The 13,857-nt window shown below is 58.9% G+C and carries 17 protein-coding genes and 3 pseudogenes; 12 read left to right on the plus strand and 8 right to left on the minus strand.

The features are described 5' to 3' along the window. The first annotated feature begins 244 nt into the window (after positions 1-244). The 3 genes from A3C3_RS0118425 to A3C3_RS48610 are packed head-to-tail and all read left to right on the plus strand — an operon-like array spanning position 245 to position 1,670. The gene (locus A3C3_RS0118425) at positions 245-1,159 is read left to right on the plus strand and encodes a DnaJ C-terminal domain-containing protein (RefSeq protein WP_022716054.1); all 915 of its coding nucleotides are present in this window, start codon (positions 245-247) and stop codon (positions 1,157-1,159) included. 2 nt (positions 1,160-1,161) lie between these two features. Beyond that, positions 1,162-1,491, plus strand: a complete 330-nt coding sequence (locus tag A3C3_RS0118430; protein WP_022716055.1) for a chaperone modulator CbpM — start codon at positions 1,162-1,164, stop codon at positions 1,489-1,491. Between the two features lie 23 nt (positions 1,492-1,514). Then, on the plus strand, positions 1,515-1,670 hold the full coding sequence (locus tag A3C3_RS48610; RefSeq protein WP_022716056.1) for a hypothetical protein: 156 nt from the start codon (positions 1,515-1,517) through the stop codon (positions 1,668-1,670). A 109-nt stretch (positions 1,671-1,779) separates the two neighbouring features. Here A3C3_RS48610 and A3C3_RS48970 read toward each other — a convergent pair whose 3' ends face one another. Then, positions 1,780-2,211 carry a GFA family protein gene (locus tag A3C3_RS48970; protein WP_022716057.1) on the minus strand — a complete coding sequence of 144 codons (432 nt, stop codon included), beginning with the start codon at positions 2,209-2,211 and terminating at the stop codon, positions 1,780-1,782. 240 nt (positions 2,212-2,451) lie between these two features. Here A3C3_RS48970 and A3C3_RS45330 point away from each other — a divergent pair, with 240 nt between their 5' ends. From A3C3_RS45330 to A3C3_RS38690, 4 genes and pseudogenes are all read left to right on the plus strand, one after another. After that, entirely contained in the window at positions 2,452-2,625 is a 174-nt protein-coding gene (locus tag A3C3_RS45330) for a hypothetical protein (RefSeq protein WP_022716059.1), read from the plus strand. After that, positions 2,618-2,791: a hypothetical protein gene (locus A3C3_RS45335; protein WP_022716060.1), complete on the plus strand. Its 174-nt coding sequence runs from the start codon at positions 2,618-2,620 to the stop codon at positions 2,789-2,791. Before A3C3_RS45330 ends, A3C3_RS45335 begins: the two co-directional genes overlap by 8 nt. A 45-nt stretch (positions 2,792-2,836) precedes the next feature. Beyond that, a pseudogene (locus A3C3_RS0118460) lies at positions 2,837-3,531 on the plus strand (contractile injection system protein, VgrG/Pvc8 family); the annotation flags it as partial. Positions 3,532-3,861: 330 nt separating this feature from the next. After that, positions 3,862-4,911, plus strand: a pseudogene (locus A3C3_RS38690) (alpha/beta hydrolase family protein); the annotation flags it as partial. A 91-nt stretch (positions 4,912-5,002) separates the two neighbouring features. Here A3C3_RS38690 and A3C3_RS43790 read toward each other — a convergent pair. Further along, entirely contained in the window at positions 5,003-5,242 is a 240-nt protein-coding gene (locus A3C3_RS43790; RefSeq protein WP_084796987.1) for a hypothetical protein, read from the minus strand. 414 nt (positions 5,243-5,656) lie between these two features. Between A3C3_RS43790 and A3C3_RS38695 the strand changes: the two are divergent. From A3C3_RS38695 to A3C3_RS46140, 5 genes and pseudogenes are all read left to right on the plus strand, one after another. Further along, positions 5,657-6,052: pseudogene (locus A3C3_RS38695) on the plus strand (ABC transporter permease subunit); the annotation flags it as partial. 32 nt (positions 6,053-6,084) lie between these two features. Then, on the plus strand, positions 6,085-6,816 hold the full coding sequence (locus A3C3_RS0118480; RefSeq protein WP_022716065.1) for a glycerophosphodiester phosphodiesterase family protein: 732 nt from the start codon (positions 6,085-6,087) through the stop codon (positions 6,814-6,816). Between the two features lie 3 nt (positions 6,817-6,819). After that, entirely contained in the window at positions 6,820-7,557 is a 738-nt protein-coding gene (locus A3C3_RS38700) for an HAD family hydrolase (RefSeq protein WP_022716066.1), read from the plus strand. Between the two features lie 289 nt (positions 7,558-7,846). Beyond that, complete coding sequence (locus tag A3C3_RS0118490) at positions 7,847-8,266, plus strand: organic hydroperoxide resistance protein (RefSeq protein ID WP_022716067.1); 420 nt, start codon at positions 7,847-7,849, stop codon at positions 8,264-8,266. A 100-nt stretch (positions 8,267-8,366) separates the two neighbouring features. Next, a complete protein-coding gene (locus tag A3C3_RS46140) occupies positions 8,367-8,516 on the plus strand; it encodes a hypothetical protein (protein ID WP_022716068.1) in 150 nt (49 codons plus the stop codon). Positions 8,517-8,684: 168 nt separating this feature from the next. Here the strand turns inward: A3C3_RS46140 and A3C3_RS38710 are convergent, their stop codons facing one another. Genes A3C3_RS38710 through A3C3_RS0118525 form a run of 6 tightly spaced genes read right to left on the minus strand, consistent with a single transcriptional unit; the run spans position 8,685 to position 13,669 of the window. Next, entirely contained in the window at positions 8,685-9,308 is a 624-nt protein-coding gene (locus A3C3_RS38710; RefSeq protein WP_022716069.1) for a hypothetical protein, read from the minus strand. After that, complete coding sequence (locus A3C3_RS0118505; RefSeq protein WP_022716070.1) at positions 9,305-10,174, minus strand: ABC transporter permease; 870 nt, start codon at positions 10,172-10,174, stop codon at positions 9,305-9,307. The genes A3C3_RS38710 and A3C3_RS0118505 overlap by 4 nt, the downstream gene beginning before the upstream one ends. Continuing rightward, a complete protein-coding gene (locus A3C3_RS38715; protein ID WP_022716071.1) occupies positions 10,171-10,977 on the minus strand; it encodes an ABC transporter ATP-binding protein in 807 nt (268 codons plus the stop codon). The genes A3C3_RS0118505 and A3C3_RS38715 overlap by 4 nt, the downstream gene beginning before the upstream one ends. Before the next feature lie 55 nt (positions 10,978-11,032). Beyond that, positions 11,033-11,494, minus strand: coding sequence for a cupredoxin domain-containing protein (locus A3C3_RS0118515; RefSeq protein ID WP_022716072.1), 462 nt, complete (start codon positions 11,492-11,494; stop codon positions 11,033-11,035). Between the two features lie 31 nt (positions 11,495-11,525). After that, positions 11,526-12,500, minus strand: a complete 975-nt coding sequence (locus A3C3_RS0118520; protein WP_022716073.1) for a YVTN family beta-propeller repeat protein — start codon at positions 12,498-12,500, stop codon at positions 11,526-11,528. Positions 12,501-12,520: 20 nt separating this feature from the next. Beyond that, positions 12,521-13,669: an ABC transporter substrate-binding protein gene (locus A3C3_RS0118525; RefSeq protein WP_167521929.1), complete on the minus strand. Its 1,149-nt coding sequence runs from the start codon at positions 13,667-13,669 to the stop codon at positions 12,521-12,523. Positions 13,670-13,857 lie beyond the last annotated feature (188 nt).

Here is a 13,857-nt window from a genome sequence, read left to right on the forward strand (position 1 = left end):
CGGGCACCATCTTTGAAGACGCGAGCGTCTGGCAGCCACGGTCGCAGTTGAGAACACAGCCGGCGTAAGGTCGGTGAAGGACCAGCTCGTCCGCATCGATCCTTATTATGGAGTCGTGCTGCAGCCCGTGAAACAACCACTCTTTAAGCTGAATGCTCCGCTCACCTCTCCTTTAGCAGACGGCGACAACCTATATCAGCGGTGAATTCACTTTGCAGTATTCGTGCCTCGATAGGAGACATGTATGAACCAGAACCCATATGAGCTTTTGGGCGTGAAGCCGGATGCGGACCAAAAGGAAATTCAAAGCGCTTTCCGCAAGCTCGCCAAGAAGTTCCATCCCGACCTCAATCCGGGTGACAAGAGAGCCGAGACGCGGTTCAAGGATATCTCCGCTGCCTATGAACTTCTGAGCGATGAGGAAAAGCGTGCTCGCTTCGATCGCGGCGAGATCGATATGACAGGCGCCGAGCAGGCGCCGCGCAACTATTATCGCGACTACGCCTCGGCGAGCGGTCCTGGCGGCCCCTATCATAATACCTCCGGTTTCGCCGATTTCGGCGACGCCGACGATCCTTTTGCCAGTTTCTTTTCGCGCCGCAGAGGTGGCGCGCAATTCCGCGCCAAGGGCATGGATCGGCAGTTCTCGATGGAGGTCGACTTCCTCGATGCGGTCAACGGCGCCAAAAAGCAGGTCAGATTGCCCGATGGCCCGCCCCTCGACGTGCAGATTCCGGCAGGCACCCGAGACGGACAGATGTTGCGACTGCGCGGCAAGGGCGAGCCGGGAATTGGCGGCGGACCGGCGGGCGATGCGCTGATCGATATCCGCGTTCGTCCGCATCGCTTTTTCACCCGCGATGGTGACGATATTCGCCTGGAACTGCCGGTGTCGCTTAGCGAGGCCGTGCTCGGCGGCAAGGTGCGCGTGCCGACACCCTCGGGTCCCGTCAATCTGACGCTGCCGCCGCATTCGAATACAGGCAAGGTGCTGCGCCTCAAGGGCAAAGGCGTTGTAAGGCGCGGCGGTGAACAGGGCGATGTCTATGTCACTCTCAAGATCGTCCTGCCCGACAAGCCGGATGACCGGTTGACCGCATTCGTCAAGGATTGGGCCGAAACAAGCGCGCAGGATCCAAGAAGGAGCATGGAGGTCTGAGCATGGATGATGTTGAATTCCGGCGGTTCCTGAGGATCGACGTCACCGAGTTGAATTTTTGGATCGAGGAGGGATGGCTCGTGCCTGATGCCGTGGAGGAACGGCTGCAGTTCCACGATAGCGACGTCGCCCGCGCGCAATTGATCCTCGATCTTAGCCGGAAGATGGGACTTAACGAGGCTGGCGTCGATGTCGTTATGGACCTGGTAGACCAGCTTCACGGGCTGCGCGGAACCATGGGCCGGCTATTGACCGCGATTAGTCAACAGGAGCAGGAGGTGCAGCAACGGCTGCTGAGCGCTCTTGCCGATCTCGAACGCTATCGCGACTAGGCCGCTGCCGGAACAGCAAGGTCATGTCGGCCTCCGTTAGTTCCACGCGGGCGCTCGAAGGCAGTTTCAGGCTCGCCGAAGAGATGGCAGCCGGTGGCATTGATCCCGGTGACGACAGGCATATTGGCGCGAACCCGGGCCTTCCAAGGGGTCTTTCGGAATTTGGTTTTACACTCTGAAAAAAGCGACGCTTCCTGAGAGACAACCCGTGGCCCGCAGTTCAGGCGTCCATTCGCAGATCGTTCGGTGCTGCTGCACCAGTGAAAAGTTTGGGCGTCGGTTAGGTCTTCAGAACCAGACGTCAGCGACCGTGCGTCCGTCAAGCGGCAGGTCGTGAAAGCTGTGGAGGCCGTCAAAGCGGCGCAGTGGAACTTCCGCCACCTGCTGCGGATCGGCAAGGCGAAGATTGACAGCGATTCTTGTTCGGCCGTCGTCGTTTGGCCTCAAGCTGCGCCAGCTGATAAGGTTGCCGCAGAGTTTGCAGAAATTGAATGAGATCCTGCGAGACCCGCAAATATACGCTGCCATAGCATTCCCTGGGTCTTCCACGGCGATTTCCTGACTATCGTATCCGTAGGTCCAGAGCACTCCATAGCGGCGGCAGACCGTGCAATTGCAGATCGTGGCATCGGGTATATCTCCTCGATACTCCCAACGCACAGCGCCGCAATGACAAGTGCCACGCGTTATCTTAGGTACAATTCGTACCGGCCGTCCCATGGCGCGTTTCCATTTGCATCCGTACCTATTCGCCCGCCAGCTGATCGTGGCGCTCGTCGCGGGAGAACCCCCTTAGCGCCTCTTGGAGTTCCAAGCTGAACAGCGCGCCCGAGTCTTTGCCCGGCTCGGCGAAACCCGAGGGCTTCATATCATTGCAACCCAGAGGAGCGCAAGCTTCGTGGCCCGCGCCGTCCATAGCACACAAGGCCATGGCCCAAATGCGGCCATATGCGGTGAAAGGTGGCCCGAACGGCGATCGCCACCGTTGGCACGCAAACCCTGCCGAGCGTGAAACTCAAATCGCACCAGGATATGGACCCGATTGCCGAAACCGTGCCGGCCGCCATTGCCGCCTATGCACGCGCGGCAAGCCCAAAGATCCGCGAATTGCTCATCGCCGAGATGGATGGATGAATTCCTGCGGCGCTATCACAACCAGGCAGAAGAAGAATTCGCCAAGCGCTATGGCGGAGATTTTACCCCCGACGAAAATGGCCAGTCCGTCGGCGAATTCTTTGCGATGGTCGAGACGATCCTCAAGAACCCCGAGCGCGCAGCCGATTTCGAAACCGTCGAATGACCCCGGCTGTGATCGTGAAATGAAGCAATAGGCGAGAAGTCAGGTATGAACGATCAACCGTGCGCTGCCGATTTCATTCAGGCAAGCAGGAACCTGCGGGTGAACTCTCCGCTCGGGCAGGACCAGCTTTTGCCAGAGCGGGTTTCGATCGAGGAGGGGGTATCTTCACTCTTCGAGATTCACCTCAGCCTTCGTGCCAAGCGCGAGGCCGTCAAGCCGGAGGAACTGATCGGCCGGCTGGTCGATGTGTCGATCGAAGTCGAGCAGGGGGAGGATGGCGACGGTGTCCGCCGCCCCTTCAACGGGCGGGTGACCGACATGAACGAGGGCTCGCCGATCACCCGGGGTTTGCGTTCCTACGCGCTGGTGCTGCGGCCGCAGATGTGGCTTCTTTCACGCCGCTCCGATTGCCGCATCCGGATGGACAAGACCTCACTGGAAATCGCCGAGACGCTGTTTTCCGAACACGGCATTCCGGCGCCCGATACGTCCGGCGTGACCACTCCACCTCCGCCGCAGCATTATTCGGTACAGTGGAACGAGCCGATCTCGAATTCCTGATCCGCCGCTTCGAGGAGGATGGTCTGTTTTACTGGTTCAGCCATGAGGAAGGCAGTCACCGGCTTCATATCGGCGACAGCGCAAGTTCCTGGGCCGGGCCGTGGCCGTCGGCGCAGGGCGAGGGCAGGGTGCGGGCCCAGGGCTCCTCCAGCGTTCTTCGCGTCGAGAGTGCCGCCCGTTTTTGGTGGCCTTCTCCCTAAGGAAGCCAGCGTGCCGCCGCGCAGGTATTAGGCGTCTCACCCGCCAGCGATTTCGCGCCTCTTGATCGTTTAGGTGCTGACGTCGCCGGCTGCGTTGCGGTTACAGCCGGAAAGCCTAGAACCCGAAGACGCTAAACCCACGGCAATCAGCAGGCCCACGCCGCTTGACGAGACGGGAATCCTTCGTGTGCTGGACGCTTTGAAAGGACCGCATCATGTTCGAGAAGGTCCTTGAACATGATTGAGGTCGAAAAGGCCGTCTCTTCCATCGAAGGTCAGTCATCCTTTCTCAAGCCGAACGAGGTTCTCATGCGACTGACCACAGCGTTTACAGCTTTTTTCTCTGTCTTCATTGCAACCGCATGCGTTTTCGCAAGTGAAGTCGGCCTGCAGGATATCCGCGTCTTCTCGATTGAACGCGGCAGCGCACTTGCGGTGACGATCTGGTATCCATCGAAGGGCGATGGCGAACCGGCACTGGTCGGCGAGAACAGGATTTTTGAAGGCACGCCTGCCTCAAAGAACGCCTCCATCAGAACGGGCCGTTTTCCGTTGGTGATGCTTTCGCATGGCTCCGGTTCGCGGGTGGAGGGCATGGCCTGGATCGCCAGGGTGTTGGCCGAGGCGGGGTTCATCGTGGCCGGCCCCAACCATCCCGGCACGACGAGCGGCGATTCCACGCCGGCTGCCACTCCGAAAATCTGGGAGCGCACCGAGGATATTTCGACCATCATCACGGCACTCGTCAGCGATGCGCGATGGCAGGCATCGATTAACAAGGACCGCATCGGCCTTCTCGGTTTTTCCCTCGGCGGCAGCACAGCAATGGAGCTTGCCGGCGCTCGCGCCGATCTCGATGCTTATGCGCGCTATTGCGACGACTATCCGGCCATGATGGATTGCCGCTGGTTCGAAGGCGGGCGCGGCTTCGTCAACAACAAGCAGGTTACGGTCGAAAAATTCGATCTACGCAGCATCGACCGGGGGCGCTTCGAACAATCGAACCGCGATCCGCGCATCGCCTCTGCGGTGCTGGTCGATCCCGGCCTGGCGACGGCCTTCAGTCCTGAAAGCGTGAAAAGCATTGATATCCCGCTGACCTTCATCAATCTCGGCAGCATCGGCAAAATCCCGGTTGCGGTGCTTTCTGATCGGTTGGCGAAACAGGTCCCGAATGCCGCTTATGCGCAGGTCGACGATTCCGACCATTTCAGTTTTCTCCCCATTTGCAAGCAAGGCGCAGCGAATTTCCTGAAGTCGGTAGGCGATCCCGATCCCATTTGCGAACAGGGTGCAAGAAGATCGCGGGCCGATATTCACGAAGAACTCGCCATCCTTATCAGGCAGGCCTTTGAACGGCACGCTGCTCAGCTCGATGCGAAAGCATGGAGCTCGGCGCTGCTCGAAGGGCACCTGCGTGACCAAGCCAGATATTCTGGATGCGTTGCCTCTAAGCAATGTTCAGATCGGCGATTTCGCCATGCCTTGCAAGCAAGCGGGGCGACGTCATGTCGCCGGTCTCGTCGTCGACCATCACGGCATAGGCAGCGACCCCGACGAAGCGAGCAGCCATCGAGGCAGCAATCTTCTCAGCCGATGGACCGTTTGAAGCCTGGCGCATCTCCCCCGGCACGAGATTTCCGCGGTTCTTCTTGTAGGGCAGGACGATGAACTTCTCGGCGCTTGACATGGCTTTGCCTTTCATTATGTTCTTTAAATGTTCCTATTGGGGAAGCGAGTCAAGCGATTCATTTGCCGTCTGACCGGAGCGAGCCAAACCTTCCGCCAAGCGCTCGCGGCTCTAGAGGTCGAACGTTACCGCGCTCCTTCTTTTCGGCGTGAGCGCAGCGCACAGCCAAGATCGCCGCTGCCCCATCAGCGTAGTTCAGGCGAAGCCCGCCGCATACTTTTTGTCTTGTCCGTTCAACGGCCGCTAATCGTGCTCGCAAAGAGACGAGTGAGCGTGGCGGTCAACGAGAAAGAGAACCAGCGTAGTCAATGCTTCGGCTCTGATCTTAGATAGGGGTAACTCGGATGAGCTGAGGGAGGAGGCGCTCCAGCATCCGGCTTGGGAAAGGCGCCTTGAGGCCTCCCGTCGCGCGCGCCTCTGATTGCCTCCGCCTCGGCGACATTTCTCTTCCGCCAGTTCTTCCTGACCGTGCCTGAGGAGCTGTACGAGGCGGCGAAACTCGATGGCGCCGGCCCCCTTAAATTCTTCAAGGATGTGCTGCTGCCGCTTTCCACCGCCAATATCGCGGCCCTTGCAATCATCCTCTTTCTCTATGGCTGGAACCAGTATCTCTGGCCGCTGCTCTTTACCACCGACAAGACGATGGCTACCGCAATTCTGGGTCTTAGGGAGCTGGTCCCGGTGTCGGATTCCGTGCCTGCATGGAACATTGCCATGAGCGCCGCTCTCTTCGTCATGTTGCCTCCGGCAGTCATCATTCTCCTCATGCAACGCTGGTTCACCAAGGGGCTGGTCGATTCCGGCAAGTAAGCCTTTGCCTCGTCAATAAGGACAATTTCGATATGGTTTACATCATCGGCCATCGCGGTGGCCGCAACCTCGGGCCCGAAAACAGCCTTTCTGGCTTCCGCAAACTGGCTGAAATGCCAGTCGAAGGCGTCGAATTCGATGTGCATTTGACCCGTTCGGGCGAACTGCTCGTCATTCACGACGCAACGCTTGATCGCACGACCGATCACTCCGGACCGGTCTTCGACCTTGCTCCAGGCGAGCACCGAAGCGTCAGGCTGAAAGACAGCGACGGAGAGGCGATACCGACGCTTGAAGAGGTTCTCGAGATATTCAAGGGCAGCGCCCTTGAGCTGCATATCGAACTGAAGGCAGATGCGAAAGGGGATGCTTATCCGGGCCTTGAGAGGAGGGCTGCAAACCTCGTCGATGGCCTCAAGCTTGCCGGCCGTTCGTTCCTGACGAGCTTTCACGCCAGCGTTCTTCAAACTGTCCGTGAGGTTGCGCCGCATATCCGGACGCTGTCGTCATTTGACCGCGCAGCCGCCGAGCGACTTGGGCTCAGATCCGGCCTTAAGAAAATGGAGGAGCTCGCCGACATCATTGCCGTCGAAAAGTCTCTGCTTGCGACGCATTGGGACGAAATCACGTCCTTCATACCATTTGATCGGCTCGGCGCATGGGTGCCAAATCATACTGCCGACCTTGCCTATTGGTTGGCCAAACCCGTCCGGCAGATCACGACCGACAGGCCGGATCTGGCCCTTAGCATACGGGGTTCGTGAACCGTGTCCTTATCTGCGACAGACCCCACGCGCGCCTCCAATCACTCCAACCCCGATCCCCTTCATAACATTGACCTGGTCATTTTCGACTGCGATGGCGTGCTCATCGACAGTGAGCCGATCGCAAGCCGCACACTTGCGGAAGCCCTGCAGGAGGCGGGCGTTGCAATCACCCCTTCCGAAGCCCACGAAAAATTCACGGGCAATTCCGAAACGGTGATCCGCGACATGTGCGTCCGCGACTACGGCTTGGGTGACGTTGCAAACGTCTTCCAAGCCTGGCATCGGCGGCTTTACGCCGAATTCGCACGGTCCTTGACGCCAATGACTGGCATCGGCGACATCGTCGCCAGCCTAACCCGGCCGAAATGTGTTGCGTCGAACAGTACGATGCATCGGCTTCGCGCGAGCCTCGGCGGGCTCGATCTCTGGCAGTGTTTCCACCCGGGGGTCTTCAGCGCCGAGGCCGTGGCGCGGCCAAAACCTGCCCCGGACCTTTTATTGCATTGCGCCGAGAAATTCGCGGCAAGACCGGCACGCTGTGTCATGGTCGACGACAGCCCGCACGGCGTTGCGGCAGCCGTCTCCGCCGGCATGATCGCCATAGGCTTCGTTGATCCTGCCGACCCGAGGCCGGCAAGGAAGGCATTGCTTGCCTCTTCGGGCGCCTTTGGCGTGGCAACCGGAGCCGGGGAATTAACCTCAATGCTGTTGGCAGCGAGCCAGTCGATCAGGGCCTAGGTTTTTATCCCTCCCGAGATGCGCGGGTCGACTTATCTCTTGAAACTCCGCCATCCCTCTGACGGCGGCTTTATGCGGCTCTGCTCGCGCCGGTTCGTGGAACTGGAAGCAAACGTTCTAACGCGCCGAGCCTCAGCCTACCTTAACTGTACAACAAGATGTCTGACCAGGGAACCGCTACGTTTCGTTACACTTCGGATCGTTTTGAACACATGACCGATACGTCAATCGGGCAAATGACACTTCCCGAAACGACGTCGCCAGCGACGCAGCAAAGGAGTGTTTGGAGATGACGAAGATCGATAAGGTTCTTTATACCGGCAAGACCCGGACCACCGGCGGCCGCGAGGGGGCGTCTCGCAGTGACGATAGTCAGTTGGACATAAAGCTCTCGCCTCCCGGCAGCAATCGGGACGGCACCAATCCCGAGCAGCTCTTTGCCGCCGGATGGTCGGCCTGCTTCATCGGCGCAATCGGCATTGCCGCGGGCAAGCGAAAGGTGAAGCTGCCTCAGGATCTTTCCGTTGATGCCGAGGTCGATCTTGGAATCAGCGACGGCGACTATTTTCTGCAGGCCCGCCTTAACGTTCGCCTGCCGGGTATCGAGCCGGCATTGGCAACAGCCCTCGTCGAGGAAGCGCATCAGACATGTCCGTATTCCAAGGCGACGCGCGACAACATCCATGTGGAACTGCAGATCGTCGAGTAATGCAAGCGGCCGCTACAGCCCAAGGGTCTGCGGCGGCCGGAAAAGGCGCAACGCGAACGGAAGAAGACATGGGTCCTCCCCCCATGTCTGCGGAGGACGAATGAGACTGCTGATCATCTCTATTCTGAGCGGAGTAATCTTCGCGACGCCCTGTCTCTACGATTTCGCCTCGCAGGAACCCTCGCCGCTGGATGGCCTGCGCACGGCGGCGTCTGCGCTCGCCGCTGAAGCGCCCCGGCAGTCGCGCTAGAAACCGCTTGCCCGTCAGCGTTGAGCATCATCCGTATACGCGAACGAACCTCGACGCGCCGAGGTCGCGCCGGCGGCTTGATCGCGACGGCGCGAGAGCTGGGCCATTCGCAGCCAATCTTCAGGACGTCAGGCACCTTTCCGAAGATGGTGCTGCCGGCGGGCAAGATCAGTCCCTTTGCATCATCTCGCTGATGATTTTCGAGAGGCTGTAAAGGCGCTGCTCGATCATTGTCGGAACCTCGCAGACGTAAGAAAGCGACTGGACACGCTCTTCGAAGATGCGCGTCTCCCATGTCAGTTGCGCCGTCTGCCTGGCAAGCTCGGTCTGGTCGGCATCAGATGCCGTGCGCATCTTGTCGACCTCCGCGGCCTTTTTTCTGAGATCGGCCGCAAGCTGCCTTTGACTTTCGGCATAGCGCGAAATGCCGGATATGATCAGGCCGCGTTCTATGTTGATCTTGTCGAATACGCCCATGAAAAGCTGCTCCAGCTTTTCATGGGCCTGATCCTTGGGCAGCGATGCGATGTAATCCGAAATTTGCTTGCGGGCATCATCGATCGGATTGCTGCGTTTGACGAGTTCGGCGGCGAGGTCGGACAATCGAGGGTCCTTATCCCATTGCTTGGCCGTTTCGGGAAGCTCGCCGGCGTTCCACACCTGGCCGATCGAAAGTTCAGGCACCTTGCGTTGAACGCAAGGCCAGTCGGGATCGGTGTTTGCTGCGGGGTGTGCCGCCGGTGCCGCAGACAGCGCGGCAAGGATTGCGATCACGAAGAAGCGTCGGCTCACTGGCTTGCTCCCATCTCCTGCTTGCGGACGGTCAGGCCACGTGCGGGATTATAGGCCAGGATGGCTCCCCCCAACAGGGCAAGCGTGACCGCCAGAACGACGGCAAGCGATGTCCATTCGATGCGCGCGTAAAAGGCGAAGCGGATGAGTTCGACCGCATAGGTGAACGGGTTGAGGAGGCATATCTTGTGAAGCAGGGGGCTTGCTTCTTGAACCCGCCAGAGCGGGTAAAGTGCCGAGGAGGCGAAATACATGGGAAAGATCACGAAATTCATGATCCCTGCAAAATTCTCCAATTGCTTGACAAGCGATGACAAGAGCATCCCGAGCGCTCCAAGCATCAGCCCTGAGAAAAACAGCGCAGGCAGGATGATGAAATAGCCGGCGATTGGCGCCTTGACGTCCCAAAACCAGGCAATCGCCAGGAATGCATAGACCTGGAGAAGCGAGACGGCAACGCCGGCCAAAAGCTTGGAGACGAGAAGGTACCAGCGCGGAAATGGACTGACGAGCAGGATACGCATATTGCCCATCTCCCGGTCATAGACCATCGACAGGGAGGACTGCATGCCGCTGAAGAGGAGGATCATCCCGCACAATCCAGGCGTGATGTAGACCTCGTAGAGAACATAGGTCTCATACGGCGGTATGATCGAAACGCCCAGCACCTGCCGGAAACCGGCTGCGAATATGAAGAGCCAGAGCAGGGGCCGCACCAGCGAGGAGACGAAGCGTTCCTTCTGCGAGAGGTAGCGCAACCATTCGCGCAACAGAATACCCTTCAGGCAGACGAGGTACTGGATTGGTGTGAAGCCTTTCCATTTCCCGGCGGTCGCACCGCCCAACGTTCCGATCGCGCCGGTCATGGCTTTCCTCCCCGGATATTCATGTCTGTGATACCGGTAAGCTTCGAGAATGCCTGATTGATGGTCTCGGTGCCGGTGTGGGAAAGAATGGTCGAAACCTGGCCATCGGCGACGAGCTTTCCCTGGTCCAGGACCAGGATCTGATCCGCCTGGCCAACCTCGTCGATCAGGTGGGTTGCCCACAGCACGCTGATGCCTGCGCTCTCCACGAGAGCACGAATATCCCTCAGAATGGTCGCACGCGACTTGATATCGAGCCCGACCGTCGCCTCGTCGAGCAGCAGCAGGGAAGGCCGGTGCAGCAAGGCCCGAACGATCTCGACACGCCTGATCTGTCCGCCGGACAGACCGCGGACCTTTTCCTCGATGCGGTCGCTCATGTCGATTGATTGAAGAAGCTCGTCGATGCGTTGCCGTGCCACACGCGATCCGATGCCGTGCAAGGAGGCGTGATAGAGGAGATTTTGTCGGACACTCAAATCGAGATCGAGGGTACGGGCCTGAAACACGATGCCGAGGTGTCTGAGTGCGGGGCCGGGATTGCGATCGATGTCCTGGCCGAAAACGCGAATGCGGCCCGCCGGCGGCGAAAAAAGATGGCTGACGAGTGAAAAGAGCGTCGTCTTGCCGGCACCGTTAAGCCCCAGAAGAACGGTGAAGCGCGAGGGTTCTATGGAAAACGACACATTGTCGAGCGCCTTTCGCTGCCCATAGCTATAGCTGACGGAGGCAAGTTCGAGTGCGGCGACCGCCGCACTCTCTTGCCTATTGGATGTCTCGTCCAAGCGGGATTCAAGCTTCATTGGTTATGCCTTTCACAAGCGGCGTTGCCGCAGGCGAGCAAGACGCCCGGGATGCCTACTTGATGATGATCTTGCCTGTCATGCCCTTGTCGGCAAGGTCGGGAACCGACCAAGTGTATTCTCCCGGCCGCACTGTCGAAAACTGCACGTTGATCGTTCCTTCTGAATCGAATTCGAGCCATGCCGGGGCTCCATTCATGTGAACCTCGAGATCGTTGATGACGATCTGGTTCATCCACACGTTGCGAAACAGATCGGTCACGAACTTGTATTCAAGGCCGGCCGCCGACGTGATCTTCCACCGGTAGCCCTGTCCTGAAACGAGTTCGAAGTCCTTCCGGTTCACTGCGTAGCTGTTGTCCTTCGATCCGAGGATCAATTCCGGCACGTTTTGGCTTGCGCGCGTAACCTTGGGCGCGGGATCGCCGTCGTCGTCATCAGCGGACTGGGCAAGGGCCGGTTGTTGCGTAGAAAGAGCGCCAATAAGAATTGCAGAAGCAATAACTGCAAGTTTCATGTTGTCCTCCTTTTGGAAATCGGAACGCCTATCAGTTGGGTGCTACGGTCACTCCCCACGGCATGGCGCCGACGGTGACGGATTTGACCGGCTCGTCGCTCGCCGTGTCGATGAAGGTGATATCGTTGGAAAGACCGTTCGTGCTGATCAGGTGCTGGCCGTCGGGCGTGAAAGCCAACTGCCAGACGCGCTGACCGACAAGGATATATTTCTCGACCTCATAGGTTTGCGTGTCTACGACCGCCACGCGGTTGGCCGGGCCGAGGGCGACATAGGCTTTCTTGCCGTCCGCCGAAATCCGCACGCCAACGGGCTGAATCGCCTCCGAGCGCAAACCCTGGATCTCAAACGTGATCTTTTTGACGATTTGTCTGGAGGCATTGTCTATGACGGAGACGGTTCCGCCGATCTCCGAAGAGACCCAGACCTGTGAACCGTCCGGCTTGAATTCGGCAAAGCGCGGGCGCGAGTCGACGAGCACGTTGGCGACGATCTCATGGGTCGAGGTATCGATAAAATGCGCCATGTTCGTCGTTTCGGAGGTGTTCACCATCGTCTTTCCGTCGGGGCTGACGCCCATGCCTTCTGGCTCCACGCCGACCGGTATCTCGGTGATCACGGATTTCTTGTCGACGTCGATGACGGTGACCAGATTGTCATCCTCATTTGCGACGTAGAGCGTCTTGCCGTCAGGCGAGAGCACGAAGAGCTCCGGATCCGGACCGGAAGGCAGTGTCCCGATGATCTGATGCGTTGCCGTATCGATGATCTCGACGGTGTCGTCGTCGCTCGCGCAGACATAAAGGTGCTTTCCGTCATGGGAAATCGTAATGCCGCGCGGCCTTTGTCCAACATTGATTGTCTGGGTAGCTTCCATCGTCTTGGAGTCGACGACGGTGACGGTGTTGTCCTTCTCGTTCGAAACATAGACGGTGTTGGCCAGAGACGGCCCCACATACAAGACGGCGGCGATCATTCCCGCAAGCAGGTAAACATGTCTGCGCATTCTCTCCTCCCATTACGTATTCAGTTCAGTTTGCAGGCTGTCTCCGGTTGGTCGATCCCCAATGTGTCGAGTTCGGAAAACTGGTGAAGAAAACCCTCCTGCGGCGAGGTGGAGATCACACCGCGCCCATCGCCGAGGAGAATTGGCTGGCGGAGCTGCCAGTTCCAGCGACGGAAGCTCACCTTCTGTCCCTTGAAGGCCGCAAGTGAGAAATTCTCGTCTTTAATGAAGGCTTCGATCTGAGCAGGATCGTTGCCGTTGGTCCGCGTCGCGGCCTCGCCGAGGATGCGGGCTGCCGTCCATGCCTGCATGTCCTTGCCGAGCATGCGCCGTCCGGTCGCCTTAACGAAGCGGTTCTGGATCTGAGAGCCGCCCCATTGTTCGCTGGCCGGATGCCAGGACGAGGCAATGAGGCCCGCCGTGCCGGCGACGGGCCGCGGGTCCCAGGTCCGGAAAGGAACGTAGCTTCCAAAGACCTCGCTCTCGTCGGCAACAATGACGACATCATGGTCGGGCAGGCCCTGGGTGAAGACCGGCATCTGTCGCTGCACCTGAACGACGCCGCTGTCGGTTCTGCGGGCCGTGCCCGTATCCTTGTAGAGCCGCTCCTCGACGATCGTCGCGCCGAAACGCTTGGCAGAGCGCCGGATCGCATCCGCAAAAAGCTGGTCCGGTTCGTGGGAACCGTAAAGCAGCACCCATTTGCGCCACTGCTTCCAGATCAGATACTGCGCCAGGCCATCGGCAAGCATGGTGCGCGTCGGCGCGGTGTGGAAGACGTTGGAGCGGCATTCCTGCTCGCGCAAAATGTCATCCGTCGAGCCGACATTGAAGAGAATCACGCCGTTCTCCTTGGCGAGATCGGCGATGGAGAGCAACTGCTTGGCCGATATGTCGGTCAGCACATATTTCTCGCCGCGCGCCAGCATCTGCCTGAAAACCGGGACGACATCCTCCTCCCGTTTCGTCTCTACTACGTCCAGGCTGTACGACTGGCCGAGAAATCTGCCGGTCGTGTTGTTGTCGTTGATGGCGATGTTGGCTCCGGCAACGCCTTCATCGCGCGGGGGAACATCCAGGACCGACAGCGCAAGTTGCGGCTCATAGGCGCGCAGATATCCTATGCGGATTTCCGTTGCAGGCTCGGCGGCGGGATTTTGCTGCGCCATCAGATGCGGCGCATTGACGAGCAGCGAAAAACAAGCGAATAAAAAGATAAGAGTATTCGGCACCATACTCTTCATGGTCATACCACGCTCCGCGCCGGCTTCAACGAAGGCGGACGCGCTGTCTCGATAAGGTGCCCACTATGTTTGTAGTCCAATCCCCGATAAACTCAATACTTGCACTCAACTTT

The sequence above is a fragment of the Rhizobium mongolense USDA 1844 genome, from assembly GCF_000419765.1.
Taxonomy (GTDB): Bacteria; Pseudomonadota; Alphaproteobacteria; order Rhizobiales; family Rhizobiaceae; genus Rhizobium; species Rhizobium mongolense.

Excerpts from the sequence above, each read along its gene's own strand:
- A3C3_RS0118480 (WP_022716065.1), top strand. The coding sequence starts at position 6,085 with ATGGTTTACATCATCGGCCATCGCGGTGGCCGCAACCTCGGGCCCGAA.
- A3C3_RS0118505 (WP_022716070.1), bottom strand. The coding sequence starts at position 10,174 with ATGACCGGCGCGATCGGAACGTTGGGCGGTGCGACCGCCGGGAAATGG.
- A3C3_RS38715 (WP_022716071.1), bottom strand. The coding sequence starts at position 10,977 with ATGAAGCTTGAATCCCGCTTGGACGAGACATCCAATAGGCAAGAGAGT.
- A3C3_RS0118525 (WP_167521929.1), bottom strand. The coding sequence starts at position 13,669 with ATGGCGCAGCAAAATCCCGCCGCCGAGCCTGCAACGGAAATCCGCATA.
- A3C3_RS0118515 (WP_022716072.1), bottom strand. The coding sequence starts at position 11,494 with ATGAAACTTGCAGTTATTGCTTCTGCAATTCTTATTGGCGCTCTTTCT.
- A3C3_RS48970 (WP_022716057.1), bottom strand. The coding sequence starts at position 2,211 with ATGGGACGGCCGGTACGAATTGTACCTAAGATAACGCGTGGCACTTGT.
- A3C3_RS0118520 (WP_022716073.1), bottom strand. The coding sequence starts at position 12,500 with ATGCGCAGACATGTTTACCTGCTTGCGGGAATGATCGCCGCCGTCTTG.
- A3C3_RS0118490 (WP_022716067.1), top strand. The coding sequence starts at position 7,847 with ATGACGAAGATCGATAAGGTTCTTTATACCGGCAAGACCCGGACCACC.
- A3C3_RS0118425 (WP_022716054.1), top strand. The coding sequence starts at position 245 with ATGAACCAGAACCCATATGAGCTTTTGGGCGTGAAGCCGGATGCGGAC.
- A3C3_RS43790 (WP_084796987.1), bottom strand. The coding sequence starts at position 5,242 with ATGTCAAGCGCCGAGAAGTTCATCGTCCTGCCCTACAAGAAGAACCGC.
- A3C3_RS0118430 (WP_022716055.1), top strand. The coding sequence starts at position 1,162 with ATGGATGATGTTGAATTCCGGCGGTTCCTGAGGATCGACGTCACCGAG.
- A3C3_RS48610 (WP_022716056.1), top strand. The coding sequence starts at position 1,515 with ATGTCGGCCTCCGTTAGTTCCACGCGGGCGCTCGAAGGCAGTTTCAGG.
- A3C3_RS46140 (WP_022716068.1), top strand. The coding sequence starts at position 8,367 with ATGAGACTGCTGATCATCTCTATTCTGAGCGGAGTAATCTTCGCGACG.
- A3C3_RS45335 (WP_022716060.1), top strand. The coding sequence starts at position 2,618 with ATGGATGAATTCCTGCGGCGCTATCACAACCAGGCAGAAGAAGAATTC.